This window comes from Haloarcula salinisoli, assembly GCF_019599405.1.
Taxonomy (GTDB): domain Archaea; phylum Halobacteriota; class Halobacteria; order Halobacteriales; family Haloarculaceae; genus Haloarcula; species Haloarcula salinisoli.
In genome coordinates this window covers 128914-151803 of the sequence record NZ_RKLQ01000002.1, presented here as the reverse complement: position 1 = coordinate 151803, position 22890 = coordinate 128914, and the positions used below count along the sequence as shown (strand labels likewise).

The window sequence follows — 22890 nt, the reverse complement described above, 5'->3', positions numbered from 1 at the left end:
CCGCGGCGAGATACCGCCCGCTCCGGCCCTGACCCAACAGTTTCTTTCACCCCGCCACCGAAGCCGGCGGTATGAACCACGAGCAGTCACGCGACCTGTACGACCGGGCGCTCTCCGTGATGCCGGGCGGCGTCAACTCATCGGTGCGGGCCATCCGTCCCTATCCGTTCTTCGTGCAGAAGGGCGACGGCGGCCACGTCGTCGACGCCGACGGCAACCGTTACATCGACTACGTGATGGGGTATGGCCCGCTGTTGCTGGGCCACGATATGCCCGAGTCGGTCCAGTCCGCCGTCCAGCAAAGCGCCGCCGAAGGCCCGATGTACGGCGCCCCGACCGAAGTCGAGGTCGAACTCGCCGAGTTCGTCGCCCGCCACGTCCCTAGCGTCGAGATGACCCGCTTCGTCAACTCCGGGACCGAGGCGACCGTCTCGGCGGTCCGCCTGGCCCGTGGCTACACCGGCCGCGACAAGATCGTCGTCATGCAGAGCGGCTACCACGGGGCCCAGGAGTCCACGCTCGTCGAGGGCGAGGGCGACCACACTGCGCCCTCCAGTCCGGGTATCCCCGAGAGCTTCGCCGAGCACACCCTGACGATTCCGTTCAACGACCGCGAGGCCGCCCGCGAGGTGTTTGCCGAACACGGCGACGACATCGCGGCCGTCCTCACGGAGCCCATTCTGGGTAACTACGGTATCGTCCACCCCGTCGAGGGCTTCCACGAGACCCTCGAAGAGCTGTGTGACGACAACGGCTCCCTGCTCATCTTCGACGAGGTCATCACCGGCTTCCGCGTCGGCGGCCTCCAGTGTGCCCAGGGGAAGTTCGACATCGACCCCGACATCACCACCTTCGGGAAGATCGTCGGCGGCGGCTTCCCGGTCGGCGCTATCGGCGGCAAGAGCGAGATAATCGAGCAGTTCACGCCCGCCGGCGACGTCTTCCAGTCGGGCACCTTCTCCGGCCACCCGGTCACGATGGCCGCCGGCCTTGAGACCCTTCGCTACGCCGCCGAGAACGACGTGTACAGTCACGTCAACGGCCTGGCCGAGCAGCTCCGAGGCGGCCTGCAGGACATCCTCGAGGACCAGGCTCCCGAGTACACCGTGGTCGGGACCGACTCGATGTTCAAGGTCATCTTCACCAGAAACGCGCCGGACACCTTCGAGGACCACTGCGAGGCCGGCTGCACCCAGCGGACGGAGTGTTCCCGGTACGACCACTGCCCGAAGAACGGCCACGACGTCAAGCGAGCGGAGACCGACCGCTGGGAGCGGCTGTTCTGGCCCGCGATGAAAGAGCAGGGTATCTTCCTCACCGCCAATCAGTTCGAGTCCCAGTTCGTCTGTGACGCCCACACCGACGAGGACATCGAGGAGACGTTAGAGGCCTACAAGACGGCGATATGAGCGACGACGACATCTCGATTTCCGAGAAGCGGATGTACGGCGAGACCCGCGCGGAGACCCACGCCTACGTCGCGTCGGGGCTGGGCGTGACTCGCGTCGAGACCGCCGGTGGGCAGATTGGACGGTTCAGCCTCGCGAACCGATGTTCGGCCCGCGACATCGCCGGCGCGAACGGCGAAATCGCCGTCGCCACCGAGGACTCGGTGCTGATATCGACCGACGACGGCTTCGCAGAGACGGGGTTTGGCCCCGCGACGGCAGTGGGGTACGACGCCGACGGGCTGGTTGCCGCTGGCGAGGGACGGGTCGCCCGCTACGACGACGGCGAGTGGTGGGAGATGGGGGCCGTCGACGACGTTCGAGCCCTCGCTCCCGACCTCGTCGCGGCCGCCGACGGCGTCTACGGCCTGCCCGGCTGTGCGTATCTGGGCCTGCACGACGCCGCCGCCGTGGCCGGTCCCTTCGCCGCCACGGCGGACGGCCTCTACAGGCGTGACGCTCAGGAGGGCACCGTCGGTGCGAGGGAGAACTGGCTGCCCGTCCGCTCGGGGGCACACGGCGTCGTCGCGACTGACGGGAGTGACGACGGCCGAGTCCACGCTGCCGACGCCGACGGACTGTACGAACTGACCGACCGCGGCAACGCCAGCCCGGACCCTCATTGGCGCCCCTGTGACCTCCCGGTCCGCGAGCGGGTCGTCGACGTGACCTACGGGCAGGACACCTACGCCATCACCGAGGACGGCACCTTCCTCGTGGACACGGCCGACGAGGCGACCGCCGACGGCCGGGGGGGCTGGCGGTCCCGGTCGCTCGGTGTGCCCGAGGTCGCCGGTATCGCCGTGGCGTGACCGCTCAGGAGGGTCTGAGACGAGGCCACACGAGTTCGACAACTCGCCACCCCATGGCGGTGGCTACCCCGGCAAGGCCAGCAGGCACCGTGACATAGAGGAGCGGGAACGCGAGAAAGATGCCCACTCCTGCGAACAGTGACGGGAGGAGGATGATGGAGCCCGATAGCACCAGCCCCGACCGCTGGCGCTCCGAAAACAGGGCCACATCGTGCGCCTCCAGCACGGACGGGGTGGTCATGCCGACGCCGAAAACGACGAGACCGACGCCGAGCCAGAACACGCTCCAGGCGCCTATCGGCGTCCCGACGAGCGGCTCCATCCGGGATTCGAGTGGATACGCCGCGTCGAGTTTCCGCGCGCCGACAGCGCTCGAGAGAATTCCGGTGGCGATGACCCCGAACTGAACGACGTCTATCCAGTCGAGAAACCACAGTTCACGTCGTTCCATCCCTTGCCCGACGTGTCTTCACACCGATTGATAACTCTTCCCGGTGGCCCGAATCGAAAAGCGGTTTAGCCCGGCCAGCCACCCCTCGCACATGATTATCCCCGGCGCGGAGACACAGGCGTTTGCGGCGGCGCTCTCGGAGGCGGCCGACGAACCGCTCGGGCGGGTCGAGTACGAACGGTTCCCTGACGGGGAGCACGTCGTCCGCGTGCCCGAGGCGGTAGCGGGCGAGCGGGCGGTCGTCGTCGCCTCGACGGTCGACTCGGACGCCCACCTCCAGGTGCTCCAGTTGCAGGACGCCGCCCGCGAGGCCGGCGCCAACGAGGTCGTCACGGTCGTCCCGTACATGGGGTATGCCCGCCAGGACGAGGCGTTCCGAGAGGGCGAACCGGTCTCCTCGCGAGCGATGGCCCGTGCTATCTCGACGGGGACCGACCGCGTCGTCACCGTCAACCCCCACGAGCCCGCCGTCTGTGACTTCTTTACTGTTCCCGCGACCAACGTCGACGCCGCGTCGGTGCTCGCGGCGCCGCTCCCGGCCGACCTCGACGAGCCGCTCTTTCTCTCGCCCGACGAGGGGGCCATCGAACTGGCCGAAACGGTCAGAGACGCCTACGGGACCGGCGCGACGGACTTCTTCGAGAAAGACCGCGATTACGACAGCGGCGACATCCAGATTCGCCCCAGCGACGCCGCCGTCGCGGGGCGGGACGTGGTGCTGGTCGACGACATCATCGCGACCGGCTCGACCATGAGCGAGTCCGTCGCCGTCCTGAACGACCGCGACGCCGAGCGGGTCTACGTCACCTGCGTCCACCCGATGCTCGCGAGCAACGCGCTCACGAAGCTGTCGAGTGCGGGCGTCGAATCCGTCTACGGCACCGACACCCTGGAGCGGGTGGTCAGCGATGTCAGCGCCGCGCCGGTCGTGGCCCGGGAGCTATAGGCGCCGTCGCGATACCTGCACCGACCAGTACTTTCTACTGGCTTACTCTGCGTGTACGTAGTACCGACGACGCCGACTGACCCGAGATGTACGCCACTCCCGGCAGAAACTAAACAGATGAACACAAAACGAATACTGCTCGCGGACTGCGGGTCTGGGCTCCTCATCCTCCTGCTGGGGGGCCTCGCGATTTCGCCGACAACACTCGGACAGGTCTGGTGGATCGCGGTCGTGACGACGCTGCTCTCGGGTGCCGCGACCTACGCCGACGAACAGCGCCTCGAGGGCGCCAGTGTCCGCCGCCGACTCACCGTCTATCTAGGCACGGTGGTCCTGCTGGGTGCGTTGCTGGTCGGCGTGGTCGCGGCGACGCCGCTCGGCCCCGGACTCGTGCTCTCGACGGCCGTCGCCGGCTTCGGTCTCGCGACGCTCGTCAACCGCGTGGTGTTCGGCGTCGTCTATCCGATTCCACAGCGCCGACTCCGACGCGCCGAAAAGTACTCGATGTAACAGCGAAAGCCGGCACCGGTTTACGAACGGTCACTATCTGTCCGTTCGGATGGTTGTTCCATTCCCGTCCATTATGTACGCGCGTCGCCCACCGGGTAGCATGAGCGTCGTGATTCCGGCGACCGTCTTCGTGCTCGGCTGTGGCCTCGTGGTCCTCGGGAGCGTGCTTCGCATGGGCGCCATCGAATATCTGCCGGCGTTCGACCCCGGTCCGGAGCTTTCACGGTATATCGCCCGTGGCGGCCCTCCGGTCGTTCTCGCCGGCCTCGTCAGTGTCGCGACCGGTGTCGTCCAGTGGTACGAACCGCTGCCGACCGTCGGCTGGCTCGGCTACACGCTGGTGGTCATCGGGCTCTTCTTCGTCGGTGCAGCCCGGGCTGGTGGTTCCTGATACTGCCGGCTGTCCCACACTGACGGCATTCGCGGTGGTGCCTATCGTTCGGACCGGCAGTCTCCCCCGTCGTCGCGCTCGCCTGCTGCCAGTTTGCGGTGACACTGACGACCGCACGCGCACTCGGCCCGATGGCCCGTTTTCTAATCGCCGAAAACCAGTGACCAATTTTGCTGTTTGTCAAATTGGCTCCTGACTGCCCGACGTTCTGAACGACTTTTGGTCACGCGGCAACGACGCTAGCTCTGAATGTAGTTTGTTAAACGATTAGAGTTTTACTGTTGTGCTCTGTGCGGTTCTAAACGAGAACAGTGGACGAATCAGTGAAAAATTCGCGATACAGATGAACACCTATACAAAAAGAATGATGGACAATACCGCGACGCGCCCGGACGTGTCGTCCGGCTTCCAACGCACCACCCGAAAACGAATGCTACGACGCCAGCAGTCCCGCGGTCGGCCGAACCGACTCCCAGCCACCCCGCCGGTCGCGAACGCCGGGGGTGAAGCCCCGTGACGAATAAAATCGAGCAACTCATCATCGCGACGGTCGCCTTCTTCTGGGCGTTCCTGATGTGGTTCTCGACGGCGGCGTTCAGCCCGTCCATCGGGGAGTTCTACAACCTCTCGACCGGGCAACTGGGACTGCTTGCCAGTTCCGCCATCTGGCTCGCACCGCCGGGACGCGTCATCGCCGGCTGGGCCTCGGACCGACTCGGCGCGCACAACGTCTTCGCCATCATCCTGGGCTACTCCGGGCTCGTCAGTATCGCCTCCGCGTACGCGTCTGGGTTCTGGTTCCTCACGGACTTCCAGGTGCTGTTCATCGAGCGGATGATCGTCGCCTCCGCCGGTATCAGCTTCGTGGTCGGTATCCAGCACGTCGCACAGTGGTTCGAGGAGAACGAGATGGGGACCGCCGAGGGCCTCTACGCCGGGACCGGCAACGTCGGTGCCGGTGTCGGGGCGCTCCTGTTGCCCCGTATCTACGGCACCGGATTCTCGGAGGCGTTCCTGCATCTCGGTATCGTCGGCGTGTTCATCGCTATCGTCTACAAGGTGCGCGGTGAACCCGCGAAGGACATCGAGACCGCAGAGACCGCCAAGGCCAACTCCGGATTCGGCGATACGATGTTCGTCTGGACGCGGTGGGCTGCCATCGCGCTGATGTTTGCCTACATGATGTCGTTCGGCCTCGAAATCGCGATGAACAGCTGGCTGCCGACCTACTACGAAAGAGGGTTCGCCGACCAGATCGCGGGCCTCGGCTTCGAGAGCACGGCGGCCATCCAGACCGCAGCGGGGACCTTCGCCGCGGTCCAGTCGTTCAACGCCTCGCTGTTCCGGCCGTTCTCGGGGTATATGTCCGACCTCTGGCAGCGGAAAGACTGGACGCCGTACCCGTACCTCTCGACGACCCAGGACTACTCGCCGCGTGTCCACTGGCTGATGACCGCGCTCATCCTCATCACGCTCACGATGGTTGCACTGACCGCCATCGGCGTGGCCGGGCTGCTCCCGGCCTCGGTCCTCGTGCTCGCCTTCTTCGGCATCACGGTGAGCTTCGGGACCGGCGGTGTGTTCGCCATCGTTCCGAACATGTTCCCGGACCGACCCGGGACGGCGTCGGGCTTCATCGGTGGCATCTCGACCAGCGGAGGCATCGTCTTCCCGATCATCTTCGCCTCGGGGGCCCTGCCGAGCATCCACTGGGGCTACGCGGTGGTCGGTGTCGGGATATTCATCCCCCTGATGCTGTTCTACGCCTGGGCGATGAAACACGAGGACGACCCGCGCGAACACGGCCTCGGCTCCTCGGAGCGGTGGCTGGGCGGCGACGACGCGGGCCCTGCCGCTGCGGGAGGTGACGACTGATGGCAGAAGCAGACGCAAACGCCGGCGAGGAGTACGGTGAGTGGTACAAGTACGGCCGAGCAGTGCTGTACCTCGAGATGATAATCGCGATTCTGGTGACGGTGTTCTCGCTGTACCTGGCCTTCCAGGGCCAGGCCGGCGCGATAGCCTGAGTCGCGACCGCTGGCCAGTCCCGGCGGGGCTCCGAGGTCACGCCGCCGCCCTCACGCCAACTTCGCGAAGCAAGTCTTCACAGAATACACTCAGTTAGGAAATTTACGTCCAGCGAAATGCTTTTGACAGTTACATTTCAAAACTGTAATACGCTAATAGGTTGTAGATTTGCAACTATCTACAGCGGTCCCCCACTCGGGTCGGTGCCGGGGGAACGTACTGCGGTCTGTCCAGCGAGCGGACCGACCAGGAGTTCGATACAGACAGATGACACAATGGAAACCGACGACGTGTATGCGGTGTGCCGTCGGCTGTGGCCAGCAACAGCGGGGCGTCGACGAGGGGTACGGCGTCGACAAGGTCCGGGGTGACTACGACCACCCGGCGACGGGAGGACTCGCCTGCGAGCGCGGCATCCGGGAGACCGAAAACCCCGACGGCGAGTGGCTCACGGAGCCGCTGGTCCGCCGCGGCGACACGCTCAGACCCGCCTCGTGGGAGACGGCGCTGGGTATCGTCGCCGCGGAGTTCATCGGGACCGTCGCCGACGACCCCGATTCGCTGGCCATCCTCGGGAGCGGCCAGCAGACCAACGAGGCCGCCTATGCGCTCGGCAAGGTCGCCCGCGGTGGTATCGGGACGACCTACTACGATGCGAACACGACGCTGTGTATGGCGTCGGCGGTGACGGCATACTACGACGTCTTCGGGAGCGACGCGCCGCCGTGTACCTACGACGATATCCCCGAGGCCGAGACCCACCTGGTGTGGGGGGCGAACCCTGCGGCGGCCCATCCGGTCCTCTATCGATGGATTCTGGATAGCGCCGTCGAGTCGGACAGCCGGCTCGTCGTGGTCGACCCGGTCGAATCCGAGACCGCCGAGGACGCCGACACGCTCGTCCAGCCCGACCCCGGAACGGACCTGGCGCTTTCGCGTGCCGTCCTCGCGCGGCTGGTCGAGACCGACCGCATCGACCACGAGTTCGTCGACGCCTACACCGACGGCTTCGAGGCGCTCGTCGACTCGCTCCCCCCCGTCGACGACGCCGCGGCCACCGCCGGGGTCTCCCCCGAGACCGTCGAGGACCTCGCCGCCGCCTTCGAGTCACCGACACTGCTGTACTGGGGGATGGGCGTCAACCAGAGCACCCACGGCACCGACGCCGCCCGCACGCTCATCGACTGCTGTCTGGCGACGGGCAACATGGGGCCGGGCACGGGCCCGTTCTCGCTGACGGGGCAGGCCAACTCAATGGGGGTCCGGGTCTGCTCCTCGAAGGGGACGCTCCCCGGCCAGCGGGCCTTCGACGACGCGGCCGCCCGGGCCGAGGTCGCCGAGACGTGGGAGGTTCCCCTGTCGAGGCTCCCCGAAACTACAGGTCCGGGGCCGGTCGGTATCGTCGACCAAATAAACCGGGGCCACATCGACGCCGTCTGGACGGTCGCGACGAACCCCGTCGCCGGGATGCCCGACGCCACGACCGTCGCCCGCGCGCTCGACGACGTGTTCCTCGTCGTCCAGGACGCCTTCCGCTCGGAGACCGTCGAACACGCCGACGTGGTGTTGCCGGCGGCGACGTGGGGCGAGACCGAGGGGACGACGACGAACATGGAGCGGCGGGTCTCCCGCGTGACGGCGGTGAGTGACGTCACCGACGGCGTCCGTCCGGACCTCGACATCATCGCCGCGGTCGGCAACCGCATCGAGTCCGGCCTCTTCGACGACCCGCCCCTTTCCCCCGAGTCGGTGTTCGACGAGTTCGCTTCACTCACCGCGGGGACGGTCGCCGATCTCTCGGGTATCACGTACGACCGCCTTGACCGGGAGCTGGCCGTCCGCTGGCCCGCCCCGGACGAGTCCTCGGAGGGCGGCTATCGGTACTACGACGGCGCGAACGAGTCGTGGTCGTTCCCCACTGAGACCGGGAACGCCCAGTTCGCAACGGCCTCCTTCGATGGCGTGCCCGAACCGACCGACGCGGCCTATCCGCTGACCCTGACGACCGGCCGCCGGCCGGACGCGTACAACACCGGCGTCCGCAGCCGCGAGGCGACCAGCGAGGTGCCGACCGCGCGGATTCACCCCGAGACCGCCGGCCAGTTCGTCCACCTGCTCGACCGCGGTCGCACTATCCTCGAATCCCGGCGCGCGAGCGTACCCGTCGACCTCGCACCCGACGACGGCGTCCCGACCGACGCGATATGGATGGACGTCCACCACCCTGCGGTCAACGAGTTGACGCTGCCGATGGTCGACCCCGACTCCAGCGAACCCAACTACAAGCAGTGTGCGGTCCGGCTGGCCTCGCCGGATACGTCCTCGACGGTGACCCGCAGCGGGCTCTCACACACCCGATCCAGCAGTACCGACTGAGGCGGCCCGGGGTCGACGCTGTGCGCACGGTTTACACCGCCGTCGGGCGGCAGTGCCGCCCGACTGCTTGAGAGAGGAGCTCCCTCTCCGTTCGCGTTCGAGGCTGTCACTGCGTTCTCGCCTCGCTTTCTCCGTTCGCGTGTAACGAGGCTGTTCGTTTCTCACACTGCCTCACTAGTCGTCGGCCGGGACGGCGTCGGGCCCCGTCGTCGGCTGCCGGCGGTAGAGTCGCTCGGAGAGCGCGACCGAGACGACCGCCAGCGCGACGAAGACGGCAAAGCCCGTGGCGTAACCGCTGGTCCCGTAGACGTCGACGAAGACGCCGAGCACCGGCGGGACGACGAACCCGCCGAACGCACCGAGCCCGCCGACCAGTCCGGAGGCCCCGCCGACGGCCTCCGGCACGTAGGCGGGGACGAGCTGGAACACGGCCGCGTTGGCGACGCCCATCCCGACGGCGATGGCGACTGTCGCACCGAGCGCGACGGTGTAGTGCCGGGTCACGACGAGCGTGGCCGCCGCGACGGCCACGAGGAGGAAGCTGCCGACCGCCGTCACCTCGCCACCGATACGGTCGCTCAGGACGCCACCCGGAATCCGGATGAGCGCCGCGAGCAGCGTGAAGGCCACGGCGGTCACCACCCCGGCCGACTGGACGTCTACCCCGTGGATACTGACCCAGTAGGAGGGGAGCCACACCGTGAGGGCGAGAAAGCCGCCGAAAGACGTGAAAAACAGCGCGACGAGCACCCAGGTCTGACGGATGCTCGCGGCGTCACGGACGGAGGCGAAGGCGTCGCCGCCGGGGAACAGCTCCTGGCCGTGCTCGCGCGCACGGGCCTCGCTCGTCTCGGGGTCGAGCCCCTCGGCGCGCAGCTGGAACGAGGGCGGGTCGACCGCGGTGACCGCGTAGGCGACCGTCCCGACCACGAGGAAGGCGAACCAGACGAGATACGCGGTCGTGAGCCCGAGCGCACCCAGCGCGATAGGGAGCGCGAGCGTAAACAGCGCCGGCGAGCTGTTGCCCAGACCCGCGTACACCGCGAGGACGGTCCCCTGGCTCTCCTTTGGGTACCAGTAGGCGGTCTGGGTCGTCCCGACCGAGAAGACGGCGATGCCACAGCCCGAGAGCGCGCCAAAGAGGAAGACGAGCGGGTACAGCCCCATCGTCAGCCCGCCGGGGTAGAAGACAGTCAGGAGCAGCGCGAGCCCGGCCATCCCCACGATGGAGAGGCCCAGCAAGACCAGAAACGGCCGGCGCGGGCCGACATCGTCGACCCACGCCCCGAAGGGGATGCGCAACAGCGACCCGGTCAACTGCGGTGCGGCGACGAGGGCGCCAAGTGCCAGCCCGGAGAGGCCCATCGCCGATTTGAACTCGGTCGCGACGGGTCCGTAGAGCACGACGCCCGCGAACCCGATGAAAAAGCCCAGCGTCGCCGACACCAGCCCCCGGCGCGGGCTCCCGCGAACCTGTGACTCGACCATACAGCCACCGGTTGTGCGATACTAAATATATTGTCGATACCAACTCCGATATCCCGACTGCACTGGCGAATCTGGGCTAAAGATGTGGTCTTTCCGGCCTGTTAATGAGCTAAACGTCCAGAAAACTCGCGAACGAAGGCTGTGGCCACGTCCGGACTGCTGGAGCGTCTGTCCCGATGGCACCGGCAGTCTCAGTCGCTTCGGGCCGTCGACAGCTCCGTCTCGGGAGCGACCAGCTTGACCGCACACTGCTTGAAGTGGGGTTCGTCCGACTCTGGGTCACACTCCGAGAGGGTCAGCCGGTTCGTCGCCGGATGGTGGATGGGGAGCCAGACCATCCCACGCGGGACGCCCTCGTCCCGGTCGATGTGGACGGTCGCCGAGCCCCGGCGGGAGACCACCGTGAGCCGGTTCCGGACGGCCCGGTCGGCGTGCAGTCCGGCGGTATCCGGGTGGATGCGGGCCACGAGCGGCCCCGTCGCGCCGCCGCGTGACCGAACGCCCGTGTTGTAGCCGTCTGCCTCGCGGGCCGTGGTCAGCGTCAGCGGATACGACTCGTCGGTGGGTTCGGGGAGCTCGTGCTGGCGTCCCGTCGAGAACTGCGCGTTGCCGGTCGCGGTCGGGAACGACCAGGACTCGGCCGCGTCCATCTCTCCGTCGTTCTCGTAGTAGCGGTAGCCGCCCGAACTCTCCTCGTCGGCCGCCGGCCAGCGGACCGCGTGGCTCCCGTCCAGCCGCTCGTAGGTGATTCCCGAACAGTCCGCGACGGTGCCCTCGGTCAGCCCGGCGAACTCCGCGAAGACGTCGCTCGGCTCGGGCGACGTACTCTCGAACAGCCCGGGGAACAGCCGCGAGCCGACGGTCGCGATGATATCGAGGTCCGTCCGGACGCCGCTCGGTACGTCGGTCGCCGCCTGGACACGTGAGATGGTCCGCTCCATGTTCGTCGTGGTCCCCTCGGACTCGCCCCACGTCGCCGCCGGGAGCACCACGTCGGCCAGGTCCGTGGTTTCGGTGTGGAAGGCGTCCTGGGCGACGAGGAAGGCGTCTTCCAGCTGTGTGCGGGCGCTGTCGGCCTCGGGCATCCCGGCGACGGGGTTCGTCGCGACGGCCCACACCGCGTCGGGGCCGTCTTCGAGCATCCCGACCGGGCCGGGGCCGGTGTCGTCGGGGAGCCGGTCGACGGGGACGCCCCACTCCTCGGCGACGAGCCGGCGGTGGTCCGGGTCGCCGAAGGCCCGCTGGCCGGGCCAGGACCCCTTCGAGGAGCAGATTCGGGTCCCCATCGAGTTGGCCTGGCCCGTCAGCGAGAACGGCCCGCCGCCTGGACGGAGGTTCCCGGTCGCGAGCGTGAGGTCCACGAGTGCGCGGGCCGTCTCGGTCCCCTGGACGTGCTGGTTGATACCCATCCCCCAGTACAGCAGCGCCCGGTGGTCCATGGCGTCGGCCAGGAGTTCCACGTCGTCCATCGCGACGCCGGCGTCCTCGGCCGCCTCGGCGGCAGTCGGCAGCGTCGCCAGCAGCTCCTCGAAGCCGTCGGTGGCCGCCTCGACGAACGCCTCGTCCACGCGGTCGGTCTCGACCAGCAGCGCGAGGACCGACCGGGCCAGTGCGAGGTCCTTGCCCGGGTCGGGCGCGACGTGGTGGTCGCTGTTCTCGGCCGTCTCCGACCGGATGGGGTCGACGGTAATCAGCTCGGTCTGCTCGGCGGCCTCGCTTATCCAGCGGAACATCACCGGGTGGGCGACGGCGGGGTTTGCCCCCCAGACGACGTGTCGCTCGGCGTCCTCGATGTCGTCGTAGGTACACGGCGGCGCATCGGAGCCGAAGGCCTGGTAGTACGCCGTCACTGCCGAGGCCATACACAGCGTGGTGTTCGCGTCGTAGTTGCGGGTGCCAAAGCCCCCGCGTGCGACCTTCCCCAGCGCGTAGGCGGCCTCGTTGGTCTGTTGCCCGCTGCCCAGCACAGCGACGCTGTCGGGGTCGCGCTCGTGGGCCTCGCGTAACCCCTGGGTCGCTCGGGCCAGCGCCACGTCCCACGTCGTCGTCCGTAACTCCCCGTCGTCCCGGACGAGCGGCCGCGAGAGCCACTTCCCGTCCGGGTCACGGCTCTCCTGGATGCCCCGGGCACAGGCCAGCCCCTGATTCACCGGGTGGGCGGCATCCCCCCGAACCATGTCGACCCCGTAGCCGATGTCGGCACCCCGCTGCATGTGCCCACAGCCGACGGCACACCGCATACACGTCGTCGGGACCCAGTCGCTCACGATACATCACGCGCCGGGGTGGCGCCGCTCTGACCGTGGGAGGATAACGCATCGAGACAATCGGATACCATTTCTCTGTATAGGCGAATGTATGGGCACTACAAAACGCTGACTCTTTACGAAGTTACAGAGAAAAACTCTCGAAGATAACTATCATCAATTTTGTCGCTGTAGCGGCGCCGCGGCGACGGCTACTGTACGATCTTTCAGTTCCACCTTTTTCATCGTCGGGTGGCTCGCGATGCTCGCCACCACTCCTCGAAAAACGTGGGTGAAAAAGGCCGGAAGCGCGCCGATGGCGCGCTTCCGGAGAACCGCTCGCTCCGCTCGCGGATAGCTCGTGACGGCATGCCCTCCCCCGTCGTCGCGGCACGGAGGCCGCGACTGGCCCCTACCGGCTCAATCCGACGCTTCGGCCGCGGCAACTGGCGCTATGGCGATTTCCATCTCGACACCTTCGACGTCCCAGGTCTTGCGGTGGCCGTCCTCGACGCCGTCGAGTTCGTCGGCCCGGACCTCCTCTTTGATGAGGGCCTCGTGTTCCCGAACCAGCGAGTCCACGCGCTCGTCGTCGATAGCCAGGTCGACGACGATACGGGCCTCGATGTCCAGTTCGAGGTCTTTGCGCATCTCCTGGATGCGGCGGATGACCTCGCGGGCGTACCCTTCGCTCTCGATGTCCTCGGTGAGCGCGGTGTCGACGTAGACGGTGCCGCCGCCGTCGAGGGCCTCGAACTCCGTGCCGCTGACGCCGTCGGGCGTCTCGCGGCGGAAGACGACCATCTCGTCGGTCAGTTCGACGTCCTCGCCCAGTGCGTCGGCGACCGACGCCTGGAGCACTTCGAGCGACGGCTCCGTGATGCTGGCCTCGTTCATGGCGTTCATCACGCGGCCGGCGTCGTCGCCGAAGGCGGGGCCCAGTTCGCTCATGTCCGCTTCGGCGGAGTAGTGGAGTTCGCCCCACTGCTCGTCGGCATCCACCACTTCGACTGCACGCGAGTTCAGCCGGTCGGCGACGATGGCCGACTGCGAACGCACCGCATCGGCCACCGCATCGCTGTCAGTGTCGACCACGACGCGGGTGACGGGCCAGCGCAGCTTGCGCTCGGCCTGCTGGCGGGCGTTCGAGCCGGCCTCCTCGACCTCGCGGACGACCTCGATTTCGTCTTCCAGTTCGGGGTCGTGGAAGTCGGCGTCGGGTTCGGGCCAGTCACACATGTGGACCGTCGGATGGCCCGTGTCGCCGGTCAGCGAACTGTACACTTCCTCGGCGACGAACGGCGTGAAGGGCGCAAAGAGCGCGGCCACCTCCTCCAGGACGCGGTAGAGGGTCGCGTAGGCGGCCTGCTTGGAGTCGGAATCTTCCTCCTCCCACATCCGTTCACGGACGACCTGGATGTAGAACCGGGAGACGTCCTCGACGACGAAATCGAGCAACTCGCCGGCGGCCTTGTCGTTCTCGTAGGCGTCCATGTGCTCGGTCATCGCCGTCTTGACCGTCTGGAGCCGGGAGAGGACCCACTCGTCGGCGAGTTCCAGGTCCTCGCGCATGGCTTCAACGGTCGTCGCCTCCGGGTCGAACTCGTCGGCGCGCATGTACGGAAGCGGGAACCGGGCGACGTTCCAGAGGATGTTGAGCCGCCGTTGCATCTCGGCGGTCTCGTCCCAGGAGAAGTTCATGTCGACGCCCTGGGCGGTCTGGGAGAGCAAGAACAGCCGCATCGGGTCCCGGCCGTACTCCTCGATGACCTCGTGGGGGTCGACGAGGATGCCCTTGGACTTGGACATCCCGCGGCCGTCGGGCATGTTCGCGTAGCCATGCATCAGCACCTCCTTGTACGGAATATCGCCGGTCGCCGCGGTGGACATTCCCAGCTGGGACCAGAACCAGCCTCGGGTCTGGTCGTGGGCCTCCATGATGAGGTCGGCGGGCCACAGTTCGTCGAACGCCTCGGTCTCGGCGGGGTAGTCGACGGTTCCCCACGTCGCCACGGAGGAGTCGAGCCAGACGTCGAAGACGTCGCCGACGCGGCTGTAGGTGGTGCCGTCCTCGGTAATCGTCAACTCGTCGACGGTGCCCTTGTGGAGGTCCACAGTACTAGAGTCGATATCCTGGTCGACGCGGTCGGCCAGTTCCTCGCGGTCGCCGACGACGATAGCGTCGGCCATGTCGCCGGACCAGTTCTCAGGAAGCCAGATGGGAATCGGAATCCCCCAGTAACGCTGTCGGGAGACGTTCCAGTCCGGGGCGTCCTCGACGAAGTCCCGGAAGCGATTGTCCCGGGCCCACTGGGGGTGCCACTCCGAGTCCTCGATATTCGCAAGCAGCTCGTCTTTGATGTCGGTGACCGTGATGAACCACTGGTCGGTGACGATACGGACGATGTCCGTGTCACAGCGCCAGCACTGTCCCTCACGAACGGAGTGGCCCTGTTCGCTCGACAGCAGGTGACCGCTCGCGTCGAGGTCCGCGATTACGTCGTCGTTAGCGTCGCGGACGAAGGTGCCGGCGTATTTCCCGGCGGCGTCGGTGTAGGTGCCGTCGCCGTCGACCGGACAGAAGATTTCGAGGTCCAGTTCCTGCCCGCGGGCGAAGTCCTCCTCACCGTGGCCCGGCGCGGAGTGGACGAGACCCGTGCGGTCGGCCTCGACGTAGTCGGCGGTGTAGACCTGCCCCGACCCCTCGCCCTGCGCGTGGTCGGGGACTTCCGCGGCCAGTGGGTGGTCGTACTGCCAGCCGACGAGGTCCTCGCCGGTCAGCTCCTCGACGATCTCGTAGTCGTCGTAGCGACCGGCCTTCAGGACGCTCTCGACGCAGGCCTCGGCGACGTAGAGGCGCTCGGTCTCGCGCTCCGCGGCTTCGCCGCTCCGCTTCGCGGACGAGTCCGCGCTCTTCGTCGCGTCGACGCCGACGTAGTCGAGGTCGCCGTCGGCCGCGACGAACGTGTTGGCGACGATGGTCCAGGGCGTCGTGGTCCAGATGACCAGCGACCCCTCGCGGTCGCTCAAAGAGAACTTGACGTAGATAGATGGCTTGCCGACGTCGTGGTACTCGACCTCGTTGTTGGCGATGGCGGTCTCACAGCGGGGACACTGGTTGATGGAGCGTTTGCCCTGCTCGACCAGCCCGCGCTCGTGGGCCTGCTGGAACCCCCACCAGGCGGCCTCCATGTATTCGGGCGAGAGCGTCTTGTAGGGGTTGTCCCAGTCCATCCAGACGCCGAAGTCCTGGAAGTCACTCTGTAACCCTTCGAGTTGCTCGTTGGCGAATTTCTTGCACTCCTCGATGAAGTTCTCCTCGCCGAAACGCTCGATGTCCTTCTTGTTCTCGAAGTCCAGGCGCTCCTCGACCTTGGTCTCGATGGGCAGGCCGTGCATGTCGTAGCCCGGCCGGTCGGTGACGTCGTACCCCTGCATCCGAAGGTAGCGGATGTAGCAATCTTTGAGCGTCTTGTTCCACGTCGTCCCCATGTGGGCGGCCCCGGAGGTGTAGGGCGGCCCGTCGACGAAGAAGAAGTCCTCCCCGTCGGCCCGGTGCTCGACCGTCTGTTCGTAGGCGTCGACGTCGTCCCAGTAGTCGAAGACCCCCGACTCCACGCGCTCGGGGTCGTACTGGTCGTCGACCGCGGCGAACCGTTCCATACCGGGCTTATTCGCCGCCGGCATTAAAGGGGAATCGGTTGCCCTGCCGGCCGTCCGGACCGGTGGCGCCGGACAGACCCACTCCGACGGCAGGTGGTCCCTGCCGACTCGCCGGCTCCGTACCAGCTAGTGGGTAATACCCGAGTAGCTATGCCTGTGGCTGTCCTGAACGGCCAGCAAGCCGACCGGCGCGGTCGACCGCGCCGCCAAGCACTCAATGCACTCAGACACCGATACGCCAGCCGCCGACCACACCGTCCCCGAGTGTGTCCTGCTCGCGGACGGCGCGGGCAACATCGTCTGGACGTCCGCTGCCAGTGACGTTCTGGGCCGGCAACCGGCAGACCACACCACCGTCCAGTCGCTGCTCGGCCCGACCGTCCCCGACCCGCCGCCGGCCGGGACCCACCCCGTCAGTTCGCGCCTGACGCTGCCCGACGCGGGCGACCCGCGCCAGGTCGACGTCACCGTCGAGACGGTCCCCGGGGCGGAGGTGACGACGTACCGCTGTCAGCGTGTCGACGACGAACAGTTCGGGCTGTGGACGGTCCTCTCGCGGGTGACCGACGCCGTCGTCGCCTTCGACACCGAGTGGCGGTATACGTTCGCCAACGACGCCGCCGTGGCCCTGCTCGATACGCCCCGGGCGGAACTGCTCGGCGAGGTTATCTGGAACCGGTTTCCGGCGACGCGGAACTCGGAAATACAGCGGGTGTTCGAGCGCACGATGGCCACCCAGGAACCGGCGACGCTGGAGCAACACTCCGAGACCGTCGGCCGCTGGCTGGAGATTCGGTGTTTCCCGTCCCCCACGGGCCTGTCGGTGTACTTCCGTGACGTGACCGAACGCCGGGAGCGCGCCGCCGCCCTCCGGCGCGAGCGGGACCTGACCAAACAGCTCCTCCGTGTGAGCCCGATGGGCATCGCCGTCCACGCGCCCGACGGTCGGTTCACGCGTCTCAACGAACGCGCCGAGGGGATTCTCGGTGTCGACCGCGGGGAACTGGTCGGCGAGATACTCGACGAACCGATGTGGGAAGCCTGGGGTCCCGAGGGGGAGCCGTTCCCCGACGAGTCGTTCCCGCTCAACGTCGTCCTGCGGACCGGCGAGCCGACCTTCGGCACCGAGATGGCCGTCCGCCGCCGTGACGGCGCCCGGCTGTGGCTCTCGGTCAGTGCCGCGCCGCTGTTCGACACGACCGGCGACATCGAGCGGGTCATCGTCACCTTCGAGGAGATAACCGAGCGCAAACAGTACGAACAGGAGCTCCGCGAGAGCGAACAGCAGTTCCGCGCCGTCTTCGAGGGGACCCTGGACGCCCTGCTACTGGCCGACGACGACGGCGACTACCTCGACGCCAACCAGGCCGCCTGTGACCTCTACGGGCTGGAGGAGGCCGAACTGGTCGGCCAGAACGTCGCCGACTTCGCCCCACCGGGCTACGACGTGGCGGCCGCCTGGGACGCCTTCCTGGAGACGGGGACACTCCAGGGGGAGTTCCCGCTCGTCCGGCCGGACGGCGAGACCCGCGTGACGGATTTCGTGGCCACGGCGAACATCGCCCCCGGGCTGCATCTCTCCGCGCTCCGGGACATCACCGAACGCAAGGCCGACGAGGAACAGCTGGCGGCCCAGCGTGACGAGCTCGCCCGGCTCAACGACATCAACGCGCTCATCCGCGGGGTCCACCGGACCGTCGTCGGCGCGACCGACCGCGAGGCCGTCGAGCGGGCCGTCTGTGAGGGGCTCGTGGCCTCGGACAGCTACCCCGTCGCGATGACGACCCGCCGCACTGCCACCGAGGAGATGCAGGTCGAACACGCCGCCGGACTCCCGGCGAAGTGGCTCGGGCGACTCCGCCGGCACGGAGCGACCTGCATCGAGTCGGCGCTGTGTCGCACCGCTACCGACACCACCCCGACGGTGCTCGATGGCCTCCAGCGCGACGAGACGTATCCGGCCCCGCTTCGAGCCCTGGCGGACGACTGCGACCTCCGCACTATCGTCAACATCCCCATCGAGTCCGACGGCGTCGTCTACGGCGTCCTGACGGTCGGTTCGGTCCACCCGGACGCCTTTACCGGCAGGGAGCGCACCGTCTTCGCCGAACTCGGCCAGCTGCTCGGGACGGCCATCGAGGCCATCCAGACCAAGCGGCTGCTGTACGCGACCGGCTTCCTCGAACTCGACCTCTCGGTGGCGGCCGACGTCGACCCGCTCGCGGCACTGAACGAGCACGTCGGGGGGCACTGGCGCCTCGACGGCGTCGTTCCCGTCGAATCCGGCCGGCACCTGCTGTACGTCGACGTGGGTGCGACGCCGCTCGACGAAATCGAGCGGGCCGCCGACGGCGTGTACGGTCTGGCCGGGCTCCGACGCGTCGACACCGAGAACGCCCCACTGTTCGAACTGCGCGTCGACGACGAGACGCCCGTCAGCGGGCTGCTCGACGCCGGTGGCCGGATACGCGACGGCACTATCGAACACGGGGCCAGCCGGTTCGTCGTCGACGTTACGCTCGATACCGACGTGCGGGCCTACCTCGACCGGGTCGAACAGCGCGGTATCGAGGTGGACCTGCTCGCAAAGCGCGAGGTCGAGCGCACCGCCCCGGCGGTCAGCGTCCGCGCCGCGACCGATACCGAACTGACCGACCGGCAACGGACCGTCCTCGAAGCCGCCTACCTGTCGGGCTACTTCGACTGGCCCCGGCGACGGACGACCGGCGAGGACCTGGCCGACGCGCTGGATATCGCCACGTCGACGCTCCACCAGCACCTCCGGGTCGCCTCGGGGAAGGTGTTCGAGCAGTACTTCGGCGAGGGTGCGACCGGGTCGGCATGACTACCGACCCTGACAGTTCAGATACCGCATTCTTCCGGTAGACAATTCATACCCGTGACCGGTCTGGTCTCTGTTGATGACGATATCACAGACTACGACGACCAACCGCGACCTCGGCGACGCGTTCGACATTCTCGGCAGCTACCGCCGTCGCCTCGTGCTCGCACGCGCCAGCGGCGCCGACGAGGCCGTCCCCATCGGCCGGCTCGCGACGGAACTGGCCGCGGCCGAAGCGGAGAAACCGGAGACGGCCGTGACTACGAGCGAACGCGACCGCAACAAGATCCGGCTCCACCACGCGGACATCCCGGCGCTTGCGGCCGCCGGACTCGTCCGCTACGACCCACAGCGCCGGCTGGTCTCGGCGGGTGAGCTGCCACTGGAGGGCGAGGAGTGGCTCGAGATGCCGGTCGTCGAGGCACTGGAAGCCTGGAACGGGCGATAAGGCGGGACGTGCCGCCGGCGGAACCGGTTCGCTTCGAGGCGCCCCGGGCCTCGCCCGCGCCGCTGTGCTGCGGGTCACTGCGGTCGCCCCATCGTTTTCGAGGCCTCCCGCCGGTCGGCCTCGCCCTCGCTCCTGCTCTCCGGCTCACTGCTCGCGGGCCGCTGGCCCGCTCGCGATTCGAGGAAGCTCCCGCCGGTCGGCCTCGCTACGTTCGCCGGTTCGCTTCGAGGCGCTACGCGCCTCGCCCTCGCCGACGAAAAACGTAGTTACTTTCTGTCGTTCCTGTATTTGACTACTACTAATGGTACACACGAGCGTCATCGGTTGTGGAAACATGGGCAGTGCGCTGGTCACCGGGCTCTCGAAAGCCGGGGGGCACACTATCGTCGCGTGTGACCTGGACCCGGACGCACTCGCCGCGGTCGCCGACTACGCCGACGAGACGACCGACGACATCTCGCGGGCGGGCGAGGCCGACGTGGTCTTCGTCGCGGTCAAACCGGACATCGTCGAGGCCGTCCTCGGTGAACTCGACCTCTCGGCCGACCAGACGCTCGTCACGATTGCCGCCGGCGTCCCCACGGCGTTCGTCGAGGCCCGCACCGACGCCCGCGTCGTCCGCATCATGCCGAACCTCGCCGCCGAGACGCGGGACATGGCCGCCGCCGCGACTGGCGACCTCACCGACGAGGTCCGCGTTTTGCTCGACGACGTCGGCGAGTTCGCCGAAATCGAGGAGTCCCAGATGGATATCGCCACCGCGGTCAACGGTAGCGGTCCGGCCTTCGTCTTCTATTTCATCAAGGCCATGACCGAGGCCGGCGTCGCGGGCGGGCTCGACCACGAGGAAGCCCAGACCCTGGCCGCCCAGACGTTCAAGGGCGCCGCCGAGACCGTGCTACAGGACGACCGCTCGGCCGACGAGCTCATCGACGCCGTCTGCTCGCCCAACGGGACCACCATCGAAGGGATGGAGGTACTGTGGGACAGCGGCGCCGACCAGGCCATGACGGACGCCGTCGCCGCCGCCGAACGCCGGTCGAAGGAGCTGTCGGCCGACTTCGACGATGAGTGAGGCCGTCGATACGGAGACGCTGTCGACCACCCGACAGCTCGCGGCCGAGGCCGACCGCGTCATCGTCAAGGCCGGGACGAACTCCCTGACGGACGAGGACTCGAATCTGGACGACGACAAGCTGGACAAGCTGGTCGACGACATCGAGGACCTCCTCTCGCGGGGCAAGGAGGTCCTGCTGGTCTCTTCGGGCGCCGTGGGGGCCGGAATCGGCCGGGTCGGCAACGGCAGCGACCGCGAGACTGTCGAGGAGTCCCAGGCCCTCTCGACGGTCGGCCAGAGCCACCTGATGCGTCGCTACACCGAGAGCTTCGAGCGCTACGACCGGAAAGTCGCCCAGATACTCATCACCGAACACGACCTGGACAACCCCGAGCGGTTCACCAACTTCCGCAACACCGTCGAGACGCTGCTTTCCTGGGGTATCGTCCCCATCATCAACGAGAACGACGCTATCGCTACGGAAGAGCTCCGTATCGGCGACAACGACATGATATCGGCCTCTATCGCCATCGGCGTCGAAGTCGACCTGCTGGTGACACTCACCGACGTCGACGGCGTCTACACCGGCAACCCCAAGGAGGACCCCGACGCCGAGCGCCTCGAGGCCGTCGGCCGCAACTACGCCGACGTCGAGGAGATGGTCACCGCCAGCTCGACTGGCGGCTTCGGCGGCATCCAGACCAAGGTCCGGGGCGCCCGCGACGCGGCCGAACACGGCATCCCTGCGATAATCGCGGGGTCGGCCGAACCGGACGTGCTCCGGAAGGTTGCCGACGCGGAATCGGTGGGCACAATATTCGTCCCTATCAACGGTGGACTAGATGACTGAGACAGACACGCACGATCAGGTGACACAGGCCAACCGCGCAGCCTTGCGCCTCGCGAACGTCGACGAGGCACGTCGAAACGCCGCGCTCGCCGACATCGCCGACGCCATCCGCGAGAACAGCGAGGCTATCCTCGCGGCCAACGAGACGGACGTCGAGGAGGCCGAACGGATGCTCGCCGAGGGCGAGTACACGCAGGCCTTGGTCGACCGGCTCAAACTCGACGAGGGCAAACTCGAGAGCATCGCCGGGATGGTCGAGTCCGTCGCCGAGCAGGCGGACCCGCTCGGGGAGACACTCGCGGCGCGCGAACTCGACGAGGACCTCGAGCTGTACAAGCTCTCGGTCCCTATCGGCGTCGTCGGCACCATCTTCGAGTCCCGACCCGACGCGCTGGTCCAGATTGCTGCACTCGCGCTGAAGTCGGGCAACGCCGTCATCCTGAAGGGCGGCAGCGAGGCCAGCGAGTCCAACCGGGTGCTGTACGAGACGATTCTGGAAGCGACCGCCGACCTGCCCGAGGGGTGGGCCACCCTCATCGAGGCCCACGAGGAGGTCGACCGGCTGCTTTCGATGGACGACCTCGTGGACCTCGTGATGCCCCGTGGCTCCTCCGAATTCGTCTCCTACATCGAAGCGAACACCCAGATTCCGGTGCTTGGCCACACCGAGGGCGTCTGTCACGTCTACGTCGACGAGGCGGCCGACCTCGAGATGGCCGAGGATATCGCGCTGGACGCGAAGGTCCAGTACCCCGCCGTCTGCAACGCCGTCGAGACGCTGCTCGTCAACGAGTCCGTGGCCGAAGAGTTCCTCCCGGACGCCGTTTCCCGCTACCGCGAGGAAGGCGTCACGCTCCGGGGCGACGCCGCCACCCGTGACATCGTCGACGTCGACCCCGTCACCGACGACGACTGGCGGGCCGAGTACGGCGACCTCGAACTCGCCATCAAGGTCGTCGAGGACGTCTACGACGCCGTTTCTCACATCAACGAGAACGGTTCCAAGCACACCGAATCCATCGTCACTGAGGACGCCGACACGGCCGAGACGTTCATGACCGGTATCGACGCCGCCAGTGTCTTCCACAACGCCTCGACCCGCTTCGCCGACGGCTACCGCTACGGTCTCGGTGCCGAGGTCGGCATCTCCACGGGCAAGATTCACGCCCGCGGCCCGGTCGGGCTGGAAGGCCTGACGACCTACAAGTACTATCTGGAGGGCGACGGCCAGCTGGTCGCCAGCTACGCCGGCGAGGACGCACTGCCCTTCACCCACCGGGAGTTCGACGGCGAGTGGAACCCCGGCCATCTGGCCGACGAGTAGGGTGAACGGG

General features: G+C 67.4%; 17 protein-coding genes. 13 read left to right on the top strand and 4 right to left on the bottom strand.

The window, feature by feature from the left end:
* Positions 1-71: 71 nt before the first annotated feature.
* The gene (hemL, locus tag EGD98_RS09860; protein ID WP_220588209.1) at positions 72-1409 is read left to right on the top strand and encodes a glutamate-1-semialdehyde 2,1-aminomutase; all 1338 of its coding nucleotides are present in this window, start codon (positions 72-74) and stop codon (positions 1407-1409) included.
* Complete coding sequence (locus EGD98_RS09855; protein WP_220588208.1) at positions 1406-2260, top strand: HVO_0234 family beta-propeller protein; 855 nt, start codon at positions 1406-1408, stop codon at positions 2258-2260. The genes hemL and EGD98_RS09855 overlap by 4 nt, the downstream gene beginning before the upstream one ends.
* A 4-nt stretch (positions 2261-2264) precedes the next feature.
* Here the strand turns inward: EGD98_RS09855 and EGD98_RS09850 are convergent, their stop codons facing one another.
* A complete protein-coding gene (locus EGD98_RS09850) occupies positions 2265-2711 on the bottom strand; it encodes a hypothetical protein (RefSeq protein WP_220588207.1) in 447 nt (148 codons plus the stop codon).
* Between the two features lie 91 nt (positions 2712-2802).
* Here EGD98_RS09850 and EGD98_RS09845 point away from each other — a divergent pair, with 91 nt between their 5' ends.
* The 6 genes from EGD98_RS09845 to nasA (EGD98_RS09820) all read left to right on the top strand — a co-directional run bounded on the left by EGD98_RS09845 (position 2803) and on the right by nasA (EGD98_RS09820) (position 8962).
* The gene (locus EGD98_RS09845) at positions 2803-3657 is read left to right on the top strand and encodes a ribose-phosphate diphosphokinase (RefSeq protein ID WP_220588206.1); all 855 of its coding nucleotides are present in this window, start codon (positions 2803-2805) and stop codon (positions 3655-3657) included.
* A 117-nt stretch (positions 3658-3774) separates the two neighbouring features.
* Positions 3775-4167, top strand: coding sequence for a hypothetical protein (locus EGD98_RS09840; RefSeq protein WP_220588205.1), 393 nt, complete (start codon positions 3775-3777; stop codon positions 4165-4167).
* A 100-nt stretch (positions 4168-4267) separates the two neighbouring features.
* Positions 4268-4558: a hypothetical protein gene (locus EGD98_RS09835; RefSeq protein ID WP_220588204.1), complete on the top strand. Its 291-nt coding sequence runs from the start codon at positions 4268-4270 to the stop codon at positions 4556-4558.
* Positions 4559-5071: 513 nt separating this feature from the next.
* Positions 5072-6433 carry an MFS transporter gene (locus tag EGD98_RS09830; protein WP_220588203.1) on the top strand — a complete coding sequence of 454 codons (1362 nt, stop codon included), beginning with the start codon at positions 5072-5074 and terminating at the stop codon, positions 6431-6433.
* Positions 6433-6585, top strand: a complete 153-nt coding sequence (locus EGD98_RS09825; RefSeq protein WP_220588202.1) for a hypothetical protein — start codon at positions 6433-6435, stop codon at positions 6583-6585. Before EGD98_RS09830 ends, EGD98_RS09825 begins: the two co-directional genes overlap by 1 nt.
* 268 nt (positions 6586-6853) lie before the next feature.
* Entirely contained in the window at positions 6854-8962 is a 2109-nt protein-coding gene (gene nasA, locus EGD98_RS09820; RefSeq protein WP_220588201.1) for an assimilatory nitrate reductase NasA, read from the top strand.
* Between the two features lie 174 nt (positions 8963-9136).
* Here nasA (EGD98_RS09820) and EGD98_RS09815 read toward each other — a convergent pair whose 3' ends face one another.
* From EGD98_RS09815 to ileS, 3 genes are all read right to left on the bottom strand, one after another.
* The gene (locus EGD98_RS09815) at positions 9137-10450 is read right to left on the bottom strand and encodes an MFS transporter (RefSeq protein ID WP_220588200.1); all 1314 of its coding nucleotides are present in this window, start codon (positions 10448-10450) and stop codon (positions 9137-9139) included.
* A gap of 191 nt (positions 10451-10641) precedes the next feature.
* The gene (gene nasA, locus EGD98_RS09810) at positions 10642-12717 is read right to left on the bottom strand and encodes an assimilatory nitrate reductase NasA (protein WP_220588199.1); all 2076 of its coding nucleotides are present in this window, start codon (positions 12715-12717) and stop codon (positions 10642-10644) included.
* 399 nt (positions 12718-13116) lie between these two features.
* Positions 13117-16359, bottom strand: a complete 3243-nt coding sequence (ileS, locus tag EGD98_RS09805) for an isoleucine--tRNA ligase (RefSeq protein WP_220588198.1) — start codon at positions 16357-16359, stop codon at positions 13117-13119.
* A 217-nt stretch (positions 16360-16576) separates the two neighbouring features.
* Here ileS and EGD98_RS09800 point away from each other — a divergent pair, with 217 nt between their 5' ends.
* From EGD98_RS09800 to EGD98_RS09780, 5 genes are all read left to right on the top strand, one after another.
* Complete coding sequence (locus EGD98_RS09800) at positions 16577-19204, top strand: PAS domain-containing protein (protein ID WP_220588197.1); 2628 nt, start codon at positions 16577-16579, stop codon at positions 19202-19204.
* A gap of 76 nt (positions 19205-19280) precedes the next feature.
* Positions 19281-19649, top strand: coding sequence for a DUF7344 domain-containing protein (locus EGD98_RS09795; RefSeq protein ID WP_220588196.1), 369 nt, complete (start codon positions 19281-19283; stop codon positions 19647-19649).
* A gap of 301 nt (positions 19650-19950) precedes the next feature.
* Positions 19951-20724, top strand: coding sequence for a pyrroline-5-carboxylate reductase (gene proC / locus EGD98_RS09790; protein WP_220588195.1), 774 nt, complete (start codon positions 19951-19953; stop codon positions 20722-20724).
* On the top strand, positions 20717-21556 hold the full coding sequence (gene proB, locus EGD98_RS09785; RefSeq protein ID WP_220588194.1) for a glutamate 5-kinase: 840 nt from the start codon (positions 20717-20719) through the stop codon (positions 21554-21556). Before proC ends, proB begins: the two co-directional genes overlap by 8 nt.
* Positions 21549-22880: a glutamate-5-semialdehyde dehydrogenase gene (locus tag EGD98_RS09780; protein ID WP_220588193.1), complete on the top strand. Its 1332-nt coding sequence runs from the start codon at positions 21549-21551 to the stop codon at positions 22878-22880. Before proB ends, EGD98_RS09780 begins: the two co-directional genes overlap by 8 nt.
* Positions 22881-22890: the final 10 nt, after the last annotated feature.